Consider the following 22,552-nt stretch of genomic DNA (forward strand, 5'->3'; position numbering starts at 1 on the left):
GAGCCCCGGGAGCCTGGGGGAAGCCCTGCCCCCGCGGCCACGGCTCCGCCGGGACCCGCTCAAACGCCGCTCGGGCTGGAAATGCCGCCGGAAGCCTGTCGGGCAGCCCCCGCTTCGGAACGGGTACCGCCCGGCACACCCCAGCCCCGCCGGCGATTGAGGCGCGGGGTACGGGGCGGAGCCCCGTGAGCCTCGGCGAAGCCCTGCCCCCGCGGCCACGGCTCCGCCGGGACCCGCTCAAACGCCGCTCGGGCTGAAGCGCCGGACCGGAGCGCCGCCCCGCGGGCCGGCTCCGGGGCGCGAATCCAGCCCCGCCGGCGATTGAGGCGCGGGGTACGGGGCAGAGCCCCGTGAGCCTGGGCGGAGCCCTGGCCGCGCGGCTCAGGCCGGGGTGAGGTGGGCGTCGTGCATCGCCGTGACGCGGTCCGCCGCGGCGAGGTGCCCCCGGTCGTGGGTCACCAGCACCGTCGCCGTCGACCGCTCCCGCGTCAGCCCGACCAGCAGGTCCAGGACCGCCGCCCCCCGCTCGTGGTCGAGCGCGCTCGTCGGCTCGTCCACCAGCAGGACCGCCGGCTCGTTCATCAGCGCCCGGGCGATGTTCACGCGCTGGCGCTGCCCGCCCGACAGCTGGTGCGGGCGCTTGTCCGCCTTGTCGGCCAGCCCCACCGCGTCCAGCAGTTCCAGCGCCCGCCGGCGCAGCCCCCGCGACGGGCGCCCCGCCAGGTGCGCCATGACCTGCAACTGCTCCGCCGCCGTCAGCGCGGCCAGCAGGCTCGGCTGCTGGAAGACGATGCCGATCCGCTCCCGCCGCAGCGCCGACTTCTCCGCGGCGGACAGCCCCGCCGTGTCCTGCCCGGCCACCACCACGCGCCCCGAGTCCGGGGTGACCAGCGTTGCCGCCACCGCCAGCAGGCTGGACTTGCCCGAGCCGGAGGGGCCGACGACCGCGACGACCTCGCCGGCCGCCACCTCCAGGCCCACCCGGTCCAGGGCGGTCAGGCGGGCGTCGCCGTCGGGGTAGGTCAGGGTGACGTCGTGGACGAGGAGGGTCATCGGGCGCTCCCGAGTGCGGTCAGCGGGTCGACGGCGGTGATCCGCCGGATGGACAGGGCCGCGCCGGCCGCTCCGAGCACGGTCATCACGCCGGCCGGGACGAGCACGGTGGCCGCGTCGAGTACGAAGGGGACGTCGCCGCCGGCGATGAGCGCACCCAGGCCGGCCGCCAGCGCGGTCCCCAGCCCCGTGCCGGCGAGCAGCACCACCACGGCCTGGCCCAGCGCGTCCCGCAGCAGGTACGGCGTGGAGGCGCCGAGGGCCTTCAGGACGGCGACGTCCCCGCTGCGCTGGATGGTCCAGACGGTGAAGAACGCGCCCGTGACCAGGGCCGAGATGGCGAACAGGAAGCCCCGCATCAGCTGTAGCGAGCCGTTCTCGGCCTGGTAGGAGCCGATCGCGCCGAGCGCCTGCTCCACGGTGCGGGTGCGCGTGCCGGCCGCGGCGTCCCCCGCCGCGAGCCCGGCCCCGGCCCCGTCGCCCGCGTCCAGGGCGACGACGGTGGCGACGGGCCCGGCCGGGGGCCCCGGGTCGCCGATCCCCTGCCAGTCGCCGAGGTCGGCCCAGACCACCGGGGTGTGGCTGTAGGAGGCCGTGCCCGACACCGCGTGGACGGTCAGCTCCAGGGCGCCGGTCCGCAGCCGGTCGCCGGCCCGGAGCCCGCCCAGCTCCTCGGCGGCCTTCCCGGACAGGACGACCCGGCCCGGGCCGACCCCCGGCGGGGCGATCCCCGACTCCGGCTCGACCCCGAACACCGACACGGCGGCGGTGCGCCCACCGGCCGCGGCGTTGGTGGTGCGGATGCCGACCGGGTCGGCCGACCGGACCCCGGGCCGGGCGCGCCAGGCCAGCCAGGCGCTCTCCGGCACCCGCGAGTCGGTGAACGACACCTCCTGGCCGCCGGCCGGGACCGCGAACGCGAGGTGCGTGGCGGGCAGCCCGGTGACGGCCGAGACGTTCTCCCGTGCCAGCCCGGAGGTCAGCCCCGACAGCAGGCCGACGAGCAGGGTGACCAGCACCACGACGGCGCCCATCAGGGCGAAACGGCCCCTGGCGAACCTCAGGTCTCTCCATGCGACGAACATGATCCCCACCCTGGTCCGCCCGCGGCCGCCGGGCATCGCCCCGCGGTAGCGGTCCTGGGATCGAAGGGTGCAGCCGGACATCGAACTTTCGGTTGAACGGGACCGGCCGTCGCCGCTCTACGCTGGTCGGGCCATGCCTCTGTCCGAATCCCGCCCCCGCCCCCGCGCCCACTCCCGCTCGCGTCCCCTGACCCCCGTCTCGCGCGTGCTGCGCCTGTGCCTGCACGCGCTGCTGCTGGGGCTGCTCGTGCTGGCCTGCGTACGGGCGTTCGCCGACGGCTCCCCCGGCGCGGCCCCGGCGGTGCTCGCGGCGAGCGCGCTGTTCGCCCTGGTGTACGCGGCCGGGACGCGGGCCCCATCGGTGCACCGATCGCCGCGCGCGGGCGCGCTCTGGCTGGCCGGGCTGGGCGCGGCCTGGGCGGTGCTGCTGGTGGTGTCCCCGGACGGGCTGTGGATCGCCTTCCCGCTGTACTTCCTCCAGCTGCACCTGCTGCCGCTGCGCTGGGGCGTGGCCGCGGTGCCGGTGACGGCGGCCGCGGCGATCGCCGGTTTCCTCGCGCACAGCGGGGAGATCACCCCCGGGGCGTTCCTCGGGCCGCTGCTGGGCGGCGCGGTGGCCGTCGCCACGGTGCTCGGCTACCAGGCGCTGTACCGGGAGAGCGAGCGGCGGCGCGAGCTGATCGACGAGCTGATCGCGACCCGTGCCGAGCTGGCCGCGGCCGAGCGTTCCGCGGGGATCATGGCGGAGCGGGAGCGGCTGGCGCGGGAGATCCACGACACGCTGGCCCAGGGCCTGTCCTCGATCCAGCTGCTGCTGCGTGCCGCCGAGCGGACGCTGCCCGAGGGCGCCCCGGCCGCCGGGCACATCGCGCGGGCGCGGGAGGCGGCCCAGGACAACCTGGCCGAGGCCCGCCGGTTCGTCCGCGCGCTGACCCCGCCGGACCTGGAGCACGGCTCGCTGGCGGCGGCCCTGGAGCGGCTGTGCGCGGGCGCGCCGGGACCCCGGGTGCGGTTCTCGCTGAGCGGTACGCCCGCCGCGCTCCCGACGCCGTACGAGGTGGCGCTACTGCGGATCGCGCAGTCGGCGCTGGCCAACGTGGTCCGGCACGCCCGGGCCGGGCGGGCCGAGATCACCCTGACCTTCATGGACACGGCGGTGGCCCTGGACGTCGTCGACGACGGCCGCGGCTTCGACCCTGCGCCTGCCTCCCCGGGGAGGCGCCCGGGACCGGGCGCGTCGGGCGACGACTGCGGCGACGGCCGCGGCGCCGGCTCCGACGGCGACGGTTACGACGGCGGCGGCTTCGGCCTGCCCGCCATGCGCTCCCGCGCGGAGTCCCTCGGCGGCACCCTCACCGTGGAGTCCGCCCCCGGTCAGGGCACCGCCGTGGCCGCGACCCTCCCCCTGCCCCTCCCCCTTCCCGTGGAGGCACTGCGATGACGGACCGGCCGATCCGCCTGCTCCTCGCCGACGACCACCCCGTGGTGCGCGCCGGGCTGCGCGCGGTACTGGACACCGAGCCCGGGTTCACCGTGGTGGCGGAGGCGGCGACCGCCGAGCGGGCGGTGGAGCTGGCGGCGTCCGAGGCGGTGGACGTGGTCCTGATGGACCTTCAGTTCGGCGCGGGGATGCACGGCTCGGAGGCCACCGCGGCGATCACGGCGCGCCCGGGCGGACCCCGGGTGCTGGTGCTGACGACGTACGACACGGACGCGGACATCCTCGCGGCGGTGGAGGCGGGGGCCTCCGGCTACCTGCTCAAGGACGCCCCGCCGGAGGAGCTGGCGGCGGCGGTGCGGACGGCGGCGGCCGGGCAGTCGGCGCTGGCTCCGGCGGTGGCGCTGCGTCTGATGGACCGGATGCGGACCCCGGCGGAGGCGCTGACGAAGCGGGAGCTGGAGGTGCTCCAGCTGGTCGCGGACGGGCTGTCGAACCAGCAGGTCTCCAAGCGGCTCTTCCTCAGCCAGGCCACGGTCAAGTCGCACCTGGTGCACATCTACGCCAAGCTCGGCGTGGACTCCCGTACGGCGGCGGTGGCCGCGGCCGGCGCCCGCCGTCTGATCCGCACGCCGTAGGGCCGGCCGGGGCGCGCGGGCGGTGTGCGATCGTGGACGGGTGAACCTGGAGGACCTCGTCCGGCTGCGCCGGGCCCGCGACCTGATGGACCGCGAGTACGCGAAGCCGCTCGACGTGACGGCGCTGGCGCGGGTCGCGCTGATGTCGCCGGGGCACTTCTCGCGGAGTTTCCGCGCCGCGTACGGGGAGAGCCCGTACAGCTACCTGATGACCCGGCGGATCGAGCGGGCCAAGGCGCTGCTGCGGCGCGGCGACCTGACGGTGACGGAGGTCTGTTTCGAGGTGGGCTGTACCTCGCTGGGCTCGTTCAGCTCGCGGTTCACCGAGCTGGTCGGCGAGAGCCCCAGCGCGTACCGGGCCCGCGATCACGAGCAGGGCGGCGCCGTCCCGGCCTGCATCGACAAGATCCACACGCGTCCGGTGCGGAACGGCGGGCCCCGGCCGGGGGCGTCCGCGTAGCGGGCGGCGTCCGCGTGGCGGGGAGGCGTTACGCCACCCAGTGCGGCCGGTCCACCGCGGGCGGGAGCGGGACCCCGTCGTGGAGGGCCGCGGCCAGCCGTCGTACCGCCTCGTCGAGGGTGTCCGCGGGCAGGGTGTACGGGATGCGCAGGCGGTGCTCGAAGGTGCCCGGATCCACGCCGAAGCGGGCGCCGCGGCCGATGTGGACGCCCGCGGCCGCCGCGCGTTCGGTGAGGGCCGAGCTGACGGGTTCGCCGAGGTCCACCCAGAGCGAGAGCCCGCCCGGCGGCAGCTCCCAGGACCACTCGGGGGTGTGCCGCTGGAGGGAGTCGACCAGCGCGGCGCGGCGGGCCCGCAGTTCGTCGAGGCGGGCCGGCAGGGTGCGGTCCAGGCCTTCGAGGAGCGGCAGGGCGACCAGCTGGTCGAGGACCGAACCGCTCATGTCGGCGGCGACCCGTACGGTGGTCAGCTCGGCCACCAGTTTCTCGGTGGCCCGGATCCAGCCGACCCGGAGGCCGCCCCAGTGGGTCTTGCTGAGCGAGCCGACGGTGATGACGTGGTCGGCTCCGCCGCGGCCGCCCAGTGAGGCCAGCGGGGCGGGCGCGGGGACGTCCAGGGCGATGTCGGCGATGGTCTCGTCGACGACCAGCCAGCTGCCGGTGCGGCGGGTCGCGGCGAGCAGCCGCAGCCGCTGTTCCGCGGGCATCAGGGCGCCGGTCGGGTTGTGGAAGTCGGGGATGGTGTACGCGAGCCGGGGCACGGTCTGCCGCAGCGTGGACTCGGCCACCTCCATGTCCCATCCGGTGTCGGAGACCGCGATCGGGGCGGTGCGCAGCCCGGCCCGGCGGATGGCGTCGAGGGCGTTGGCGTAGGTGGGGTTCTCGGTGGTGATCCGGTCGCCGGTGCGGCAGAGCAGGGCGATGACGAGGGCGAGGGCCTGCTGGGCGCCGGAGGTGACGAGGATCTGCTCGGGCCGGGTGGGGAGCCCGCGGCGCCCGAACCGTTCGGCGACGGCAGCCCGCAGTTCGGGCAGGCCGAAGGGGTGGTAGCCGGGAGTGCGGGCGGCTCCGGGGAGCCGGGCCGCGGCCTGGGCGAGGGCGTCGCCGAGGGTGTCCGGGGCGGCGGCCATGGCGGCGATCGCGAGGTCGATGCCGGCTCCACCGTCGGGCTGGTAGCCGCCGAGCAGGGCGTGCGCGCCGACCGGGCGGTGGCCTTCGGGGAGGTCGGTCCAGGTGCCGGAGCCGCGTCGGCTGTGCGCGTAGCCGCTCTCCCGGAGGAGGTCGTAGGCGCCGGTGACGGTGGCGCGGCTGGCGCCGATCGCCTCCGCGAGCTCGCGTTCGGCGGGCAGGCGTACGTGCAGGGCGACACGGCCGTCGAGGATCAGGGTGCGTACGGCTTCGGCGAGGGCCCGGTACCCGGGCCGGGCCAGCACTTCGGCGGGCAGCATACCGGCGAGCTGCCGGCTCCCGATCGTCCTGTCCGCCGTCTGGACCACTCGCGCGTCCGGCATGCCAACCTCCCCCGATTGGCTCTGCCCGCCAGGCCAATCGAGGTCCAGACTCGCGGTATTGGCCCCCGATTGGCAAGGAGAGCCCGGGATGATCACCGACCGTCAGGAACGAGCCCTGCTGCTGGCCGCGGAGAACCGCGTCGCGGAGCCGCTGCGGCTGCGGAACGCCGTCGACGCCCTGCGCACGCTGGTGCGCCCGCGTGGGCGGCGAGAATCGATGCCATGCCCACCCACGACGCGCCCCAGCCCGAACACGCTCCAGACGCCCGGCCGGGCCACCGCCCCGGCGACCCGGTGATCGCCGGCCTGCTGCTGGCCGCCGGGGGCGGCCGCCGGCTCGGCGGCCGCCCGAAGGCGCTGCTGCCCTACCGTGGCCGCCCCCTGGTGGAGAACGCGGTGCGGGTGCTGCGCGAGGCCGGCTGCGGGCCGGTCCACGTGGTGCTGGGCGCTTCCGCCGCCGAGGTGCGCGAGCGGGCGGACCTCGGCGGGTGCGTGGTGGTGGACAACCCGGACTGGGCCGAGGGCATGGGCTCCTCGCTGCGGGTGGGGCTGGCCTCGCTGGCCGGCGCGGGAGCGGCGGCGGCCCTGGTGTCGCTGGTGGACCAGCCGGGCATCGGGCCGGCGGCGGTGGCCCGGGTGCGGGCGGCGTACCGCTCCCCCGCGTCGCTGGTGGCGGCGGCGTACGACGGGGTGCGCGGCCATCCGGTGCTGTTCGGGGCGGACCGCTGGCCGGACGTCGCGGCCACGGCGACCGGGGACCGGGGTGCGCGTGTCCACCTGACGGAGAACGCGGCGGAGCTCATCCTGGTGGAGTGCGCGGACGTGGCGGAGCCCTTCGACATCGACGTGCCCTCCGACCTGGCACGACTGGAGGGCGCGTGAGGCGCGGCGTCGCAGCGCAGGGCGTGACCGATGTGGCACTGAGAGCCATTCGGGGTAGGAATCTGTCGACTCAGAGAATCTCGACATCAACAAACCATTGAACTTCCACCATGAGGAAATTACTATCCACTGGTCAGAAGCGCCCTGAACCCACAGACGGCGCCCGCGACCGTATTTGGAACTCTCCACACCCGACGGCACTCCGTGCCGTCCGCGCGCGAGCATTCCCCAGCGGCCGCCAGGCACCGCCGCTGAAGGAGTGACAGTTATGTCCGCACCAGCGCCGTCCCCGCTGGCCATCGTCGACGCCGAGCCCCTGCCCCGCCAGGACGAGGTCCTCACCGACGCGGCGCTGGCCTTCGTGGCCGAGCTGCACCGCCGGTTCGCACCGCGCCGGGCCGAGCTCCTCGCCCGCCGCGCCGAGCGGCGCGCCGAGATCGCCCGCACCTCCACGCTCGACTTCCTCCCGGAGACCGCACAGATCCGCGAGGGCGACTGGAAGGTGGCCCCGGCGCCGGCCGCGCTCGACGACCGCCGCGTGGAGATCACCGGTCCGACGGACCGCAAGATGACCATCAACGCCCTGAACTCGGGCGCCCGGGTCTGGCTCGCCGACTTCGAGGACGCCTCCGCGCCCACGTGGGAGAACGTGGTCCTCGGCCAGCTCAACCTGATCGACGCCTACGAGCGCCGGATCGACTTCACCGACCCCCGCACGGGCAAGGCGTACGCGCTGCGGCCCGCGGAGGAGCTCGCGACCGTCGTGATGCGCCCGCGCGGCTGGCACCTTCAGGAGCGGCACATCCGGTTCGAGGGCGCACCGGCCTCCGGCTCCCTGGTCGACTTCGGCCTGTACTTCTTCCACAACGCGCAGCGCCTGATCGACCTCGGCAAGGGCCCGTACTTCTACCTGCCGAAGACGGAGTCGCACCTGGAGGCCCGCCTCTGGAACGACATCTTCGTCTTCGCCCAGGACTACGTCGGCATCCCGCAGGGCACCGTCCGCGCGACCGTCCTGATCGAGACCATCACGGCCGCGTACGAGATGGACGAGATCCTCTACGAGCTGCGCGACCACGCGTCCGGCCTGAACGCGGGGCGCTGGGACTACCTGTTCTCCATCGTCAAGAACTTCCGTGACGGCGGCGAGAAGTTCGTCCTGCCGGACCGCAACGCGGTGACGATGACCGCCCCGTTCATGCGCGCCTACACCGAACTGCTCGTGCGCACCTGCCACAAGCGCGGCGCCCACGCCATCGGCGGCATGGCCGCCTTCATCCCCTCCCGCAAGGACCCCGAGGTCAACAAGGTGGCCTTCGAGAAGGTCAAGGCCGACAAGGACCGCGAGGCCGGCGACGGCTTCGACGGTTCCTGGGTCGCGCACCCGGACCTGGTCCCGATCGCGATGGCCTCCTTCGACGCGGTGCTCGGCGAGAAGCCGAACCAGAAGGACCGGCTGCGCGAGGACGTCTCGGTGGCCCCGGGCGACCTGATCGCGATCGACTCGCTGGACGCCCGGCCCACCTACGAGGGCCTCCGCAACGCCGTGCAGGTGGGCATCCGTTACATCGAGGCCTGGCTGCGCGGTCTGGGCGCCGTCGCCATCTTCAACCTGATGGAAGACGCGGCGACCGCCGAGATCTCCCGCTCGCAGATCTGGCAGTGGATCAACGCCGGCGTGGTCTTCGAGAACGGCCAGAAGGCGACGGCCGACCTCACCCGCCAGGTCGCCGCCGACGAACTCGCCGCGATCCGCGCCGAGATCGGCGAGGAGGCCTTCGCGGCCGGCAAGTGGCAGCAGGCGCACGACCTGCTGCTGACGGTCTCCCTGGACGCCGACTACGCGGACTTCCTGACCCTCCCGGCGTACGAGCAGCTCATCGCCGAGTGAACCGATCCGGCTGAATCGCACAGCAGCCGAATCACCCGGCCCCCGCCCCCGGTGTCGTCCGACACCGGGGGCGGGGGCTTTTCGCCGTCCGGCGCCGTCCTCCGCCGTCCGGGGACCGCCCCGGGCACCCAACCGGCGCCGGGCGGGCACCGACGGGTTCCGGCCAGTCGCCGGCCGGCCCCAACACCGAACGACCGATCGGTCGTTACCCCTTCGTAACTTGTCGCTACCTAGCGGTAACAAGTGCGGGCGTGCCACATTCCTGGCTACCACCGGCCGGAGGTACCCCCACTTTCCAAGCCACGCAGCGGAGTTGTTCCCGGCTCCGCCGTGGCCGACCGCAGGAGTTCCGCAGTGATCGGATTCCGCAAGGCGACCGAGGACCGGGTGGCGGCACGTCGGGTGCGACGACTGGCCGGTGCCGGAATGACCCTCCCGCTGGCACTGACCGCCGTGCTGACCGCTGGGTCCGGGACGGCGGTGGCCGGACCCGGGCAGGGGCCCACCGCCGTCGTCTCCATGGGCGACAGCTACATCTCCGGCGAGGCCGGCCGCTGGAAGGGCAACAGCCTCACCAACACCGGCAGTCGGAACGGCACCGACCGGGCCTGGCTGACCGGTTCGACGTACGACCCGGCGAAGGTATACGGCACCACGGCCGCCAACGGCTGTCACCGCTCCGATTCGGCCGAGGTGCGCAGCGCCGGGCCGATCGCGCAGGTCGCCGTCAACCTGGCCTGCTCGGGAGCCGTGACCGACAACGTCTTCCGCGCCTCGAACGGCGGGGTGGCCTTCAAGGGCGAGGCCCCGCAGGCCGATCAGCTGGCCTCGGTCGCCGCCTCCCACGACGTACGCGTGATCACCCTGTCCGTCGGCGGGAACGACCTCGGCTTCGCCGACATCATCGAGAACTGCGCCTACGACTTCGTGCTCTGGGGCTCCTACTGCCACGACGACCAGCAGTACGCCGTGGACCAGAAGATCGACGGGGTGATGGCCAAGGTCGGCAAGTCCGTGGACGAGGTGCGGGCGGTGATGCGCGGCGCCGGCTACGCCGACTCCGCGTACCGGATCGTCCTCCAGTCCTACCCCTCGCCGATCCCGCGCGGCGCCGAGAACCGCTACCCGCAGAGCGACTGGAGCCGCTACAACACCGGCGGCTGCCCGTTCTGGAACCGCGACTCCGACTGGGCCCGCGACTCGCTGGTACCGCAGATCGCGAACCGCCTGAAGGGCGTGGCGGCCTCCAAGGGCGTCCAGTTCCTGGACCTGCGCGACATGCTCCAGGGCCGCGAGGTCTGCGCCAAGACCAGCAAGCTGGTGAGCTCCACGGTCCCGGCCTCGGCGACCACCAGCGAGTGGGCGCGCTGGATCGACAACAACGAGACCCAGGGGCTGGTCCAGGAGTCCATGCACCCCAACTACTACGGCCAGCTCGCCGCCGGCCGCTGCCTGGCCCTCGCGGTGGCCCAGCCCGCCACGGGCGGCTCCACCTGCCGCAACACCCCCGGCCAGGACCACACCGGGATGCAGCTGACCCCCGTCCCGTAGCGGAGGGCGGCCCCGTACAGCCTTCCACCGGGGTCGGCGGTCTCCTCCGGGCGAGTACCCGACGTGCCGACCCGCGGCACACGTACGACCCCGGGGGAAACCACCTTGCACACACAACTCACCACCCGCTCGCCCCGCGCGGCGGCCACGGTCCTGACGGCCGCCGTGGTCGGCGCGGGCCTGCCGGCGGGACCCGCCCAGGCGGACCCGCTCACCGCCGTTCCGGTGCCGGCTCCCACCCGCTTCGCGGACGACTTCAACGGCGACGGCGACGGCTGGTGCCTGGCCGTTGACGAAGCCGGCGCGCACCCGGCGCGGCGGACTCCACCGGTACGCGGGGTCCGGGTACGGGTTCCGTGGGGACCCCGATACACCCGCCCAGCCCCTTCGGCATCAACTCCTGTGCAGGTCAATGGGGTTGGGATCGGCGGACGGTCGGGGCCGGGCCGGCAGGCGCCCGTGGGACAGCGGGGGCCCGCCCCGGGTACGCCTCATTGCGGTGGCGTCGGGAATGGTCCAGTCTCGGCCTGAGGGGGGAGATCTCGCCAACGGCGAGGGTCCCGTGGGCACGCCCGCGGCTCCCCCCTGCCCGGCGCGCCCTGCGCCGGCCGGCCCGTGCCGGGGGGCACGGACGAGTGAGGGGGAAGACGTGACGTTCTCCAGAACCCGCAGACGCCGCGGTCCGGTCGTGGCGCTGCTCGCGGCCGGGCTGGCGATGGCCGGCGCTCTCGCGTCCCCGGCCACCGCCGCGGGGCCTCCCGGAGGTCCCGAGGGCGTGGTCCAGTACGCCGGGGCGCGGGACGCGGTCCCCGGCAGCTACCTGGTCGTGCTGAGGGAGTCGTCGGGCGCACGGGCCGCCGCCGAGCGCGGCGCGGCCCTCAGCGCGCGGTACGGGGGGAAGCTGGGCCGGACCTTCGACGCCGCCCTGCACGGCTTCTCCGTGCAGCTGTCGGAACGTCAGGCCAGGCGGCTGGCCGCCGACCCCGACGTCGCGACGGTGGCGCAGAACCGCGTCATGCGGCTGGACGCCACCCAGCCCGCCCCGCCCTCCTGGGGCCTGGACCGGATCGACCGCCGCCGGCTCCCGCTCAGCAACTCCTTCACGTACCCGGACTCGGGCGGCACGGGCGTCACCGTGTACGTGGTGGACACCGGGGTGCGGATCACCCACCAGGACTTCGGCGGCCGGGCCCGTTACGGCTTCGACGCCATCGACGGCGGCGCCGCCGGGGACGGGCACGGCCACGGGACGCACGTGGCCGCCACCGTGGCCGGCGCGAAGTACGGGGTGGCGAAGAAGGCCAAGGTCGTGGCGGTGCGCGTGCTCGACGACGGCGGGTCCGGCACCACCGAGCAGGTGGTGGCCGGCATCGACTGGGTGACGAGGAACGCGGTGAAGCCCGCCGTGGTGAACATGAGTCTGGGCGGCGACCCCGACGTGGTCCTGGACACGGCCGTGCGCAACTCGATCGCCTCCGGGCTGACGTACACGGTCGCGGCGGGCAACGACGGCGTCGACGCCTCACAGCACTCCCCGGCCAGGGTTCCGACCGCGATCACGGTGGGTGCCAGCGACCGCAACGACGCCCGGGCGTACTTCTCCAACACCGGCAAGCTGCTCGACCTGTTCGCCCCCGGCGACGAGATCGTCTCCGCGAGCAACGGGTGGGACTCGCACGAGGCCACCCTCTCGGGCACCTCGATGGCCGCCCCGCACGTGGCCGGTGCCGCCGCGCTCTGGCTGGCCGGGCACCGCACGGCCACCCCCGCCCAGGTGGACGCGGCCCTGAAGTACAGCGCCACCACGTACTCGCTGTTCGGCATCGGCACGGGCTCACCGAACCGGATGCTGTACACCGGCACCGCTCCCCCGCGTCCGGCGGGCCCGCGTTTCGCCAACACCGCCGACGTCACGATCGACGACAACGTGATCACGTCCTCGATCACGGTCAGCGGAGTGAGCGGCAAGGCTCCCTGGTACCTGGACGTGGGCGTCAACATCAAGCACGAGTGGCGCGGTGACCTGCGGATCGAGCTGATCGCCCCGGACGGCACGGCGTACCGGATCAAGACGGAGGACCCGTACGACTACGGCTCTGACGTCCTCGGCGTCTTCGGGGTGAACGCCTCCTCCGAGACGGCGAACGGCGTCTGGAAGCTCCGGGTCAGTGACGTCGGGGACTTCTGGAGCGGCTACCTGGACAGCTGGTCGCTGCGCTTCTGACACGGACACGGCGGCGCGCACGCCACACCCGCAGTGGGTGACGTGCGCGCCGCCGTACCTTCCTCGCGCGGGCCGGGCGCCGGACGGGACGTCCGGCCCGTGATCAGTGCAGCACGCCGACCGGTTCGGGTGCCGGGGCCGCGGCCGCGCCCTTGCGGCCGCCGAGGTGGTTGAAGGCCAGGTTGAGCAGGATGGCCACCACGCAGCCGGTGCTGATGCCCGAGTCGAGGACGACGAGCAGGTCCTCGGGGAAGGCGTGGTAGAACTGCGGCGCCGCGATGGGAATCAGACCGACGCCCACGGAGGCCGCGACGATGAGGGCGTTCTCGCCCTTCTCCATGGCCGCGCCGGCCAGGGTCTGGATGCCGCTGGCGGCCACCGAGCCGAAGAGGACGATGCCGGCGCCGCCGAGGACGGGCAGCGGGACGAGGGCGATGACGGAGGCGGCGACGGGGCACAGGCCCAGCAGGATCAGGATGCCGCCGCCGGCGGCGACCACGAACCGGCTGCGCACCTTGGTCATCGCGACGAGGCCGATGTTCTGCGCGAAGGCGCTGCACATGAAGCCGTTGAAGACGGGGCTGAGCGCGCTGCCGAGTGCGTCGGCGCGCAGGCCGCCCTCGATGGTCCGCTCGTCGGCAGGCCGTCCCACGATCCTGCCGAGGGCGAGGATGTCGGCGGTCGACTCGGTCATGCAGACGAGCATGACGATGCACATGGAGATGATGGCGGCGACCTGGAACTGCGGGGCGCCGAAGTGGAACGGGGTGGGGAAGCCGACCAGGTCGGCGTTGCGCAGGGCGTCGAAGCTGGTCATGTCCAGCGGTATCGCGATCAGGGTGCCGGCGACGAGGCCGAGCAGGATGGCGATCTGCTGGAGGAAGCCGCGCAGGAACTTCCGCATCAGCAGCACGATGACCAGGGTGAGGGCCGCCATGCCGATGTTCTTCATGGAGCCGTAGTCGGCGGCGGTGGCGTTGCCGCCCTGGGACCAGTTGAAGGCCACCGGGAGCAGGGACACGCCGATCAGGGTGATGACCGTGCCGGTGACGACGGGTGGGAAGAAGCGGACCAGCTTGCCGAAGTAGGGGGCGGCGAGGAAACCGAGGATCCCCGCGACGACGATGGCGCCGAAGATGATGGGGAGGGCGTCGTCCCCCTCCCCCTTGCCGATGGCGATCATCGGGGTCACGCCGGCGAAGGAGACGCCGTTGACGAAGGGGAGCTTGGCGCCGATGCGCCAGAAGCCGAGGGTCTGGAGCAGGGTGGCGAGGCCCGCGGTGAAGAGGGAGGCGCCCATCAGGAAGGCGGTGTCCTTGGCGGAGAGTCCGAGGGCCGGGCCGACGATCATGGGCGGGGCGACGACGCCCGCGTACATGGCGGCCACGTGCTGGAGACCGCTGGTGAACATCCTGAGCGGTGGCAGGGTCTCGTCGACCGGGTGCTTCCCGTCGGACGCGCCGGTTTCCCCGGATCCCTGCGGTGTTGCGACTGCATCTTTGCGAAACCTGGGCGCGGCGGCCACGGCTTCCTCCTGTCGGTTAGACACGTCGGCAGGGACGTGGGTGTCAGGGAGGTGGTGCGAAAGCTGTGCGAGTCGAGCCTTTGTGGAGTTGTCGAGGACGGGTTTCGGGCATGGGGGTGCCGTGGCGGTGGCGCGTCACTGGTGGGGGCGGGGTGGCACGCGTCACCGGCCCCGGGGGTGCCGCGGACCGGAGCCCGCGGCACCGCCCGGGAGCGGCTGCCGCGGGCCCCGCTCGGGTCCGCGGCCACCGGCCGGGGGCCGTCCCCCCCGGCCGGATTCCTTGGATCAGCCCTGCGCGGCGATCCGCGCGAGGCGCTGGGCCTCTTCGCGGGTGGACACGGCGATGGCGTCCTCGTCCGCGGTGATCAGGCGGTTGTTCTCGACGATCTGCTTGCCGTTGACGAACGAGGCGGTCACCGGGGCGGCCGCGCCGAACACCAGGGCGGTGACCGGGTCGGCGATCGACGAGTGCAGGAAGGTGCTGAGGTTCCACAGCACCAGGTCGGCGAGCTTGCCGACCTCGAGCGAGCCGATGTTGTCGGCGCGGCCGAGGACCTGGGCGCCGCCGTAGGTGCCCAGGCGCAGCGACTGGCGGGCGTTGAGCGCGGCCTCGCGGTGCACCGGGTTCAGGCGGTTGATCAGCAGCGCGTTGCGCAGCTCGGTGTGGAGCTCACCGGACTCGTTGGAGGCGGTGCCGTCCACGCCGAGGCCCACGGGCACGCCGGCGGCCAGCATGTCCGGGACGCGGGCGATGCCGGCGGCCAGACGGGCGTTGGAGGACGGGCAGTGCGCGACACCGGTCTTGGTGCGGGCGAACGCGGCGATGTCGGAGTCGTTCATGTGGACGCTGTGCGCCATCCACACGTCCTCGCCGAGCCAGCCGGTCGACTCGAAGTAGTCGGTGGGGCCCATGCCGAAGAGCTCGTGGCAGAACTTCTCCTCCTCGACGGTCTCCGAGCCGTGGGTGTGCATGCGCACACCGAGGCGGCGGGCCAGCTCGGCACCCTGCTTGAGGAGCTCGGTGGAGACCGAGAACGGGGAGCAGGGGGCGACGGCGACCTGGGTCATCGAGTCGAAGGAGGCGTCGTGGAACTTCTTGACGGTCGCCTCGGTGTCGGCCAGGGCGCCTTCGAGGGTCTCGACGGCGTGGTCCGGCGGCAGGCCGCCGTCCTTCTCGCTGCGGTCCATGGAGCCGCGGGCGAGGGTGAAGCGCACGCCCATCTCGGAGGCGGCGCGGATGATCGCGCCGGAGAGGTCGCCGGCACCCTTGGGGAAGACGTAGTGGTGGTCCATGGCGGTGGTGACACCGCCGCGGGCCATGGCGGCCAGGGAGCCCTGGGCGGCCGAGTAGGCCATCTGCTCGTCGATGCGCGCCCAGGTCGGGTACAGGGCGACGAGCCAGTTGAAGAGGTTGTGGTCGGTGGCGAGCCCACGCGTGATCCACTGGTAGAAGTGGTGGTGCGTGTTGACCAGACCGGGGGTCACGAGGTGCCCGGTGCCGTCGATGCGGCGGACCACGTTCGCGAGGTTCTCGGGGGCTTTGCCCGCGCCGATGGCCTCGATCCTGTTGCCGGCGATGACGATGTGACCCGAGGCGTACTCGGTGTCGTCGGCGTCGACCGTCGCGATGGCGCAGTTCTCGATGACGATGCGCTCGACCGCGCTGTCAGGGGCTGCCGGTGCTGCCATGGGACTTCCTCGTGCTTTCAGTGGCGGTGCGGGCACGGCAAGGCCCAGGGATTTGAGTGCCGGAGCCGGGGGCCTTGACAGCTGACAGTACTGCCGGCCCGTGTGATGCTCAGGGTGCCGAATACAGGAAGTGGGGTGGTGTTGCCGCCCCGCCCCGGGGCCACTGCGGAGCCCCGGGACGCGGCGCGACCCGCCTCTTTAGAGGTTGGTCATGTCCACCGGGATGCGGGCGTCGGCGCCGTCCCGGAGGATGGTGGCCTCGATCAGGCCGTACGGACGGTCCGCGGCGAAGTACACCTCGTTGTCGTTCTTGAGGCCGAAGGGCTCCAGGTCGACGAGGAAGTGGTGCTTGTTCGGGAGCGAGAAGCGGACCTCGTCGATCTCCGAACGGTGGTTGATGATGCGCGAACCCATCTGGTACAGGGTCTGCTGGAGCGACAGGGAGTAGGTCTCCGCGAAGGCCTCGAGCATGTGCTTGCGGGTGGCCGCGTAGGACTTCTCCCAGTTCGGCATGCGCTGCTCGTCGTCGGTCCAGTTGAACCGCCAGCGGCCCGACACCTGGGTGGCCAGGATGCGGTCGTACGCCTCCTGCAGGGTCGTGTACTTGTCCTTGACGTAACCCCAGAACTCCGAGTTGGTGGAGTTCATGACGATCAGGTCCTTGAGGCCGGAGATGACCTCCCAGTTCTGGCCGTCGTAGGTCACCTGGGTGACGCGGGTCTCCTGGCCCTTGCGGACGAAGGAGTGCTTGACCTCGTCGGAGCCGATGAACTTGGAGTTGGCGTCCGAGGTGGGGATCCGCTCCCAGGCGTACTCCTCGATGCGGATGCGCGCCCGGTGGATCGGCTCCTGGCTGTTCACGAACCAGCGGGCCAGGTGGATGCCGAACTGCTCGGCGGACTCGATGCCGTACTCCTTGGCGAACGCGTACACCGTGTTCTTGGTGGTGTCGGTCGGGAGGACGTTGGCGTTCGAGCCGGACAGGTGGACGTCGTCCATGTCGCCGGAGAGGGCGACCGAGACGTTCAGGTCCTTGATGTGGTGGGTGTCGCCGTCCCGCGTGATCTTGACGACGCGGTTCTCAGCTTTGCCGTACTGGTTCTGCCCGAGAATCGTGGTCATGTCTGCTAGCTCCCTCGGTAAACGGAGTAGCCGAACGGGTTGAGCAGCAGCGGTACGTGGTAGTGCTCGCCCGGGTTGACCGCGAAAGTGATGGTCACCTCGGGGAAGAACGCACCGCTGTCCCTTACGCGGGGGGCGTCCTGCTGCGCCTCGGCTTGCTTCTTGGAAAAGTACGCCTCGGTCTCGAAGTCGAGCCGTACGTGGGTGGTGCCCTCCGGCAGCGCCGGCAGGTCCTTGCAGCGCCCGTCGGCGTCGGTGGCGGAGCCGCCCAGGGCCGCCCACCCGGCGTCGGAGCCACTGCGGGCCGACAGCGAGATGGCGACGCCCTCGGCGGGCCGGCCGATGCTGGTGTCCAGGATGTGCGTGGACACCGAAGCGGTGGTCTCAGTGCTCATGCTGATTCACTCTCCTTCAGCGAGTCGGGTCAGTCGGATCCGGTTGATCTTGACGAGCTCGCCACGGGCGATCTCCCGCTCGACCTCGGCGGTGTTCTCGATCCGGACCTTGACCGCGTCCCGCATCTGCTCACCGGTGGCACCGGTGGCGCAGATCAGGAAGACGTGGCCGAACTTGTCCTGGTAGGCCAGGTTCAGTTCCAGCAGCTCGGCCTTGAGCTCCTCGGAGGCGCCGGCCATGCCGCGCTGCTCGCGCGCGGAGGTCGGGTCTCCCGGCTTCGGCCGGCCGATCGGCGGGTGGCCCGCCATCGCCTCTCCCAGGTCCGCGGTGGTGAGCTCGGCCATGGCGGCGTCGCTCGCGGCGAACAGGGCGTCGGAGGTGGCGTACGGGCGCTGGGCGAGCATCTTGCTGCCCCAAGCCGAACTGGCGCACACCTCGTGCAGCTCGGCCGCGGCCGCTGCGTCGTCCAAGGCGTTGAACCGGGTCAGACCCGGTGTCGTGCTCGAAGTCACGGGAAGCCTCCGTGGCCGGGTCACCGGCCCTTGTTGCTTTGACGGGCTGCGCATAGCTAACGCTCTCGGCAACACGGCGTCAACACTTTGTTGAAACTTCCCGTACACAAAAGCCGCCGCCCGGTTGAATCGGGCGGCGGCTTGTCACCTTGGGTGAGACGCCGGTCACGCTTGGCTGTTCTTGTTGGGATTTTCCCGGTTCAGGTAGTTGTACACCGTGAAGCGGCTTACGCCCAGGGCACCGGCCACGGTCTCGACGCCGTGCCGCACGGAGAAGGCGCCGCGCGCCTCCAGTATCCGCACCACGTCCTGCTTGGCCTTGCGGTCCAGCTGGGCCAGCGGCATCCCGTGCCGGCGCTCCAGCGCGGCCAGGATGTGGTCCAGCGAGTCGGACAGCTGGGGCAGGCGGACGGCGAGGAGGTCCTCGCCCTCCCAGGTCAGCACCACGTCGTCGGGCCCGGCCCGGGACGGATCCATCAGCTCGCCGCCCATCGCGTCGACCAGCGGCTTGACCGCGGTCACGAACGGGTGGTCACGGGGCTCGGTCACGGGGTCTCCTCCGGGATCACGTTGACCTGGAGCGAGACCCGGGTGGCCCCGGCGGCCAGCGAGTCGCGCAGCAGCGCGGACACCGCGCCGAGCACCTCGTCGGCCTCACCCTCGGCGGTGTTCCCGAACGGGCCGACGTCGACCCCGTCCAGTTGCGCCTTCTGGATGACCTCGCGAGCGGCCACGGCGTGGGCAGGCGCCTCTTCGAGGTCGAAGGGCTCGGTCGTGAACTCCACTCTCAATCGCACGCGGTCAAGCTACCCCGAGGTACGCGATTTCCGGCAGGGCCCACTTGACAAGCCGGACGCTCAGCTTGCAGTCTTCCATCAAGCAGAAAGTAACTTCCGCAATACGGAAGGAGCGCACACCCCTCATGGGATACTCGGACCAGCGCTTCGATGTGAACCTCTCGATCCTCTTCACGGAACTCCCGCTCCTGGAGCGCCCCGCGGCCGCCGCCGCGGCCGGCTTCACCGCGGTCGAGCTGTGGTGGCCCTGGATCGAGACCCCCACCCCCGCCCAGGAGGAGCTGGACGCCCTCAAGAAGGCTCTTGAGGACGCCGGCACCCAGCTGGTGGGACTGAACTTCTACGCCGGCCGCCTCCCCGGCCCGGACCGCGGCGCGGTCTCGGTACCGGGTGAGGAGTCGGACCGCTTCCGCGCCAACATCGACGTCGCGGCGGACTTCGCCGCCTCCGTCGGCTGCAAGGCGCTGAACGCCCTCTACGGCAACCGCGTCGAGGGTGTGGACCCCGCCGTCCAGGACGAGCTCGCCCTGGAGAACCTGGTCGTCGCGGCCCGCGCCGCCGACCGCGTGGGCGCGATCCTGCTCATCGAGACGCTCAACAAGCCCGAGTCGCCGCTCTACCCGCTGGTGAGCGCCCCGTCCGCGATCGAGATCGTGGACAAGGTCAACGAGGCGACCGGCCTGGGGAACGCCAAGTTCCTGCTCGACCTGTACCACCTGGCGATGAACGATGAGGACCTCTCCGAGGTCATCGAAAAGTACGCCGCCAAGACCGGCCACGTCCAGATCGCGGACAAGCCGGGCCGGGGTGCCCCGGGCACCGGCGAGCTGCCGCTGGAGGACCTCCTCGACCAGCTCAGGAAGGCCGGCTACCAGGGCTTCGTCGGCCTGGAGTACAAGGCCGCCGACGCCGCCGCGTCCTTCGACTGGCTGCCGGCCGAGGCCCGCGCCGCCAAGTAGGGGACGAAAGTCCGGGCGAAGGCCCAGGCACCCGTCGCACTTTTCGTACGTATCAATAGAAGGACCTCATCATGAGCAACCTCGCCGCAAAGCCGTCGATCGCGTGGATCGGACTCGGCATCATGGGCTCCCCCATGTCCGAGAACCTCCTGAAGGCCGGCTACTCGGTCACCGGCTTCACCCTGGAGCAGGACAAGCTCGACCGTCTGGCCGCCGCCGGCGGCACCGCGGCCGGCTCGATCGCCGAGGCCGTCAAGGACGCCGACGTGATCATCACGATGGTGCCCGCCTCCCCGCAGGTCGAGGCCATCAACTACGGCCCCGAGGGCATCCTGGAGAACGCCAAGGCCGGCGCGCTGATCATCGACATGTCGTCGATCACCCCGCAGACCTCGGTCGACCTGGCGAAGAACGCCAAGGAGAAGGGCATCCGCGTCATCGACGCCCCCGTCTCCGGCGGCGAGGCCGGCGCCATCGAGGCCGTCCTCTCCATCATGGTGGGTGGCGAGCAGGCCGACTTCGACGCGGCCCTCCCGATCCTCGAGGCGCTCGGCAAGACCATCGTCCTGTGCGGTCCGCACGGCTCCGGCCAGACGGTCAAGGCCGCCAACCAGCTCATCGTCGCGGTCAACATCCAGGCCTGCGCCGAGGCCGTGGTCTTCCTGGAGAAGTCCGGCGTGGACCTCAACGCCGCCCTGGACGTCCTCAACGGCGGTCTGGCCGGCTCCACGGTCCTGACCCGCAAGAAGGACAACTTCCTGAACCGCGACTTCAAGCCCGGTTTCCGGATCGACCTGCACCACAAGGACATGGGCATCGTCACCGACGCCGCCCGCAACGTCGGCGCGGCCCTCCCGGTCGGCGCGGTCGTCGCCCAGCTGGTGGCCTCGCTGCGCGCCCAGGGCGACGGCGGCCTGGACCACTCGGCCCTGCTGCGCGCCGTCGAGCGCCTCTCCGGCGCCCAGGTCTGACCCGACCCGCCCGGCCGCAGAGCCTCCCCGTAAGGGGACCTGAGTTTCCGGATGGTGCCGGTGCTGACACCTGTCCTGTCGCGCCCAGGCGCCGGCACCGTCCGGATCACCTCTCCCTTCATCTTTCTTCAACAAACTGTTGACGTCGCGTTCGAGCCGAACCTAGGCTCCTCCGCATGGCGGAAGACGCTTTCCGTCAGCAGCTCCCGTACGGAAGGTCACCATGTCGAAGCGCGTGCTTACGACCGAGTCCGGCGCCCCGGTCGCCGACAACCAGAACTCCGCCACCGCCGGCGTCGGTGGCCCGCTCCTGATCCAGGACCAGCAGCTCCTGGAGAAGCTCGCCCGCTTCAACCGTGAGCGGATCCCGGAGCGCGTCGTGCACGCCCGCGGCTCCGCCGCCTACGGCTACTTCGAGGTGACCGACGACGTCACCCAGTGGACGTCCGCCAAGTTCCTCTCCGAGGTCGGCAAGAAGACCGAGACCTTCCTGCGGTTCTCCACCGTGGCCGACTCCCTCGGTGGCGCGGACGCGGTCCGCGACCCGCGCGGCTTCGCGCTGAAGTTCTACACCGAGGACGGCAACTACGACCTCGTCGGCAACAACACCCCGGTGTTCTTCATCAAGGACCCGATCAAGTTCCCCGACTTCATCCACTCCCAGAAGCGCGACCCGTTCACGGGCAAGCAGGAGCCGGACAACGTCTGGGACTTCTGGGCGCACGCCCCCGAGGCGACGCACCAGATCACCTGGCTGATGGGTGACCGCGGCATCCCGGCCTCCTACCGCCACATGAACGGCTACGGCTCCCACACCTACCAGTGGACCAACGCCCAGGGCGAGGCCTTCTTCGTCAAGTACCACTTCAAGACGAACCAGGGCATCCGCTGCCTGTCCTCCGAGCAGGGCGCCGAGCTCGCGGGCAAGGACCCGAACTCGCACCAGACCGACCTGCTGCAGGCCATCGAGCGCGGCGTCAACCCGAGCTGGACCCTGTACGTCCAGGTCATGCCGGCCGCCGAGGCCGAGGACTACCGCTTCAACCCGTTCGACCTCACCAAGGTGTGGCCGCACGCCGACTACCCGCTGCAGCGCGTGGGCCGCCTGGTCCTCGACCGCAACCCGGACAACGTCTTCGCCGAGGTCGAGCAGTCCGCGTTCTCCCCGAACAACTTCGTCCCGGGCATCACCGCCTCGCCGGACAAGATGCTCCAGGGCCGCCTGTTCGCCTACGCCGACGCCCAGCGCTACCGCCTCGGTGTGAACCACACCCAGCTGCCGGTCAACGCCCCGAAGGCGACCAACGCCGACAACTACGGCCGCGACGGCTTCATGGCCACCCGCAACGGCTCGCGCACGGACAAGAACTACGAGCCCAACTCGTACCAGGGTCCGGCCGAGACGGGTCTGGCGCTCGGCGCCCCGAAGGCCGTCGCCGGCTACACGGGCACCCACGCCGCCCCGCTGCACACCAAGGACGACGACTTCTTCCAGGCCGGTGAGCTCTACCGCCTGATGTCGGAGGCCGAGAAGGAGCGTCTGGTGGCGAACATCGCCGGCGGCCTCTCCCAGGTCTCCCGTGAGGACGTCATCGAGAAGAACCTGGCTCACTTCCACGCCGCCGACGCCGACTACGGCAAGCGCGTCGAGGAGGCCGTCCGCGCCCTGCGCGACGCCTGAGCCACACAGAACGCGCCGGGGGCCTGACGGGAGGTCGGGCCCCGGGTGCCAGCCCGCTGCCGCGGACCCGGATGAGGGGTGGTTCACGGTAGAGGGCAGGACGAGGACCGCGGTGGCGTCGAGCCAGTGCGGTGGTAAAGGCCCTCAAGGGCCCGTCTCTTGACCTGA

21 protein-coding genes are annotated in these 22,552 nt (G+C 72.1%); 11 read left to right on the top strand and 10 right to left on the bottom strand.

Annotation, left to right across the window (positions count from 1 at the left end; translation table 11 throughout):
• Positions 1–381: 381 nt before the first annotated feature.
• Positions 382–1,053 (bottom strand): ABC transporter ATP-binding protein, encoded by a 672-nt coding sequence (locus ACFY61_RS02900; protein ID WP_389466138.1) that lies wholly within the window; start codon positions 1,051–1,053, stop codon positions 382–384.
• Positions 1,050–2,138 carry an ABC transporter permease gene (locus ACFY61_RS02905; protein ID WP_389466141.1) on the bottom strand — a complete coding sequence of 363 codons (1,089 nt, stop codon included), beginning with the start codon at positions 2,136–2,138 and terminating at the stop codon, positions 1,050–1,052. The genes ACFY61_RS02900 and ACFY61_RS02905 overlap by 4 nt, the downstream gene beginning before the upstream one ends.
• A gap of 133 nt (positions 2,139–2,271) precedes the next feature.
• Between ACFY61_RS02905 and ACFY61_RS02910 the strand changes: the two genes are divergently transcribed.
• The 3 genes from ACFY61_RS02910 to ACFY61_RS02920 are packed head-to-tail and all read left to right on the top strand — an operon-like array spanning position 2,272 to position 4,674.
• Entirely contained in the window at positions 2,272–3,579 is a 1,308-nt protein-coding gene (locus tag ACFY61_RS02910) for a sensor histidine kinase (RefSeq protein ID WP_389466144.1), read from the top strand.
• Complete coding sequence (locus tag ACFY61_RS02915; protein ID WP_389466147.1) at positions 3,576–4,214, top strand: response regulator; 639 nt, start codon at positions 3,576–3,578, stop codon at positions 4,212–4,214. The genes ACFY61_RS02910 and ACFY61_RS02915 overlap by 4 nt, the downstream gene beginning before the upstream one ends.
• A 40-nt stretch (positions 4,215–4,254) precedes the next feature.
• A complete protein-coding gene (locus tag ACFY61_RS02920) occupies positions 4,255–4,674 on the top strand; it encodes a helix-turn-helix transcriptional regulator (RefSeq protein WP_389466148.1) in 420 nt (139 codons plus the stop codon).
• Positions 4,675–4,702: 28 nt separating this feature from the next.
• Here the strand turns inward: ACFY61_RS02920 and ACFY61_RS02925 are convergent, their stop codons facing one another.
• Entirely contained in the window at positions 4,703–6,184 is a 1,482-nt protein-coding gene (locus tag ACFY61_RS02925) for a PLP-dependent aminotransferase family protein (protein ID WP_389466151.1), read from the bottom strand.
• 88 nt (positions 6,185–6,272) lie between these two features.
• Here ACFY61_RS02925 and ACFY61_RS02930 point away from each other — a divergent pair, with 88 nt between their 5' ends.
• From ACFY61_RS02930 to ACFY61_RS02950, 5 genes are all read left to right on the top strand, one after another.
• A complete protein-coding gene (locus ACFY61_RS02930) occupies positions 6,273–6,482 on the top strand; it encodes a hypothetical protein (protein WP_389466154.1) in 210 nt (69 codons plus the stop codon).
• Entirely contained in the window at positions 6,407–7,066 is a 660-nt protein-coding gene (locus tag ACFY61_RS02935; RefSeq protein ID WP_389466157.1) for an NTP transferase domain-containing protein, read from the top strand. The genes ACFY61_RS02930 and ACFY61_RS02935 overlap by 76 nt, the downstream gene beginning before the upstream one ends.
• 268 nt (positions 7,067–7,334) lie before the next feature.
• On the top strand, positions 7,335–8,957 hold the full coding sequence (gene aceB / locus ACFY61_RS02940) for a malate synthase A (protein ID WP_389466160.1): 1,623 nt from the start codon (positions 7,335–7,337) through the stop codon (positions 8,955–8,957).
• Positions 8,958–9,311: 354 nt separating this feature from the next.
• Positions 9,312–10,508 carry a GDSL-type esterase/lipase family protein gene (locus tag ACFY61_RS02945; protein WP_389466162.1) on the top strand — a complete coding sequence of 399 codons (1,197 nt, stop codon included), beginning with the start codon at positions 9,312–9,314 and terminating at the stop codon, positions 10,506–10,508.
• Between the two features lie 715 nt (positions 10,509–11,223).
• Positions 11,224–12,732: a S8 family serine peptidase gene (locus ACFY61_RS02950; protein WP_389466988.1), complete on the top strand. Its 1,509-nt coding sequence runs from the start codon at positions 11,224–11,226 to the stop codon at positions 12,730–12,732.
• 103 nt (positions 12,733–12,835) lie between these two features.
• Here ACFY61_RS02950 and ACFY61_RS02955 read toward each other — a convergent pair whose 3' ends face one another.
• From ACFY61_RS02955 to ACFY61_RS02985, 7 genes are all read right to left on the bottom strand, one after another.
• Positions 12,836–14,257, bottom strand: coding sequence for a nucleobase:cation symporter-2 family protein (locus ACFY61_RS02955; protein ID WP_389466993.1), 1,422 nt, complete (start codon positions 14,255–14,257; stop codon positions 12,836–12,838).
• A gap of 285 nt (positions 14,258–14,542) precedes the next feature.
• Entirely contained in the window at positions 14,543–15,946 is a 1,404-nt protein-coding gene (locus ACFY61_RS02960; RefSeq protein WP_389466165.1) for an 8-oxoguanine deaminase, read from the bottom strand.
• Between the two features lie 198 nt (positions 15,947–16,144).
• On the bottom strand, positions 16,145–17,068 hold the full coding sequence (pucL, locus tag ACFY61_RS02965; RefSeq protein ID WP_389466167.1) for a factor-independent urate hydroxylase: 924 nt from the start codon (positions 17,066–17,068) through the stop codon (positions 16,145–16,147).
• Between the two features lie 5 nt (positions 17,069–17,073).
• Complete coding sequence (gene uraH / locus ACFY61_RS02970; RefSeq protein WP_389466170.1) at positions 17,074–17,463, bottom strand: hydroxyisourate hydrolase; 390 nt, start codon at positions 17,461–17,463, stop codon at positions 17,074–17,076.
• A gap of 6 nt (positions 17,464–17,469) precedes the next feature.
• Positions 17,470–17,976: a 2-oxo-4-hydroxy-4-carboxy-5-ureidoimidazoline decarboxylase gene (gene uraD, locus ACFY61_RS02975; protein ID WP_389466173.1), complete on the bottom strand. Its 507-nt coding sequence runs from the start codon at positions 17,974–17,976 to the stop codon at positions 17,470–17,472.
• Between the two features lie 165 nt (positions 17,977–18,141).
• On the bottom strand, positions 18,142–18,525 hold the full coding sequence (locus ACFY61_RS02980; RefSeq protein ID WP_389466176.1) for a helix-turn-helix domain-containing protein: 384 nt from the start codon (positions 18,523–18,525) through the stop codon (positions 18,142–18,144).
• The gene (locus ACFY61_RS02985; RefSeq protein WP_389466179.1) at positions 18,522–18,773 is read right to left on the bottom strand and encodes a thiamine-binding protein; all 252 of its coding nucleotides are present in this window, start codon (positions 18,771–18,773) and stop codon (positions 18,522–18,524) included. The genes ACFY61_RS02980 and ACFY61_RS02985 overlap by 4 nt, the downstream gene beginning before the upstream one ends.
• Before the next feature lie 125 nt (positions 18,774–18,898).
• Here ACFY61_RS02985 and ACFY61_RS02990 point away from each other — a divergent pair, with 125 nt between their 5' ends.
• From ACFY61_RS02990 to ACFY61_RS03000, 3 genes are all read left to right on the top strand, one after another.
• Positions 18,899–19,732 carry a TIM barrel protein gene (locus ACFY61_RS02990; protein ID WP_389466182.1) on the top strand — a complete coding sequence of 278 codons (834 nt, stop codon included), beginning with the start codon at positions 18,899–18,901 and terminating at the stop codon, positions 19,730–19,732.
• Between the two features lie 71 nt (positions 19,733–19,803).
• Entirely contained in the window at positions 19,804–20,703 is a 900-nt protein-coding gene (locus ACFY61_RS02995; RefSeq protein ID WP_389466185.1) for a 2-hydroxy-3-oxopropionate reductase, read from the top strand.
• 223 nt (positions 20,704–20,926) lie between these two features.
• Positions 20,927–22,384, top strand: a complete 1,458-nt coding sequence (locus ACFY61_RS03000) for a catalase (RefSeq protein ID WP_389466188.1) — start codon at positions 20,927–20,929, stop codon at positions 22,382–22,384.
• Positions 22,385–22,552: the final 168 nt, after the last annotated feature.

The organism is Streptomyces sp. NPDC012888 (assembly GCF_042900645.1).
Lineage (GTDB): Bacteria > Actinomycetota > Actinomycetes > Streptomycetales > Streptomycetaceae > Streptomyces.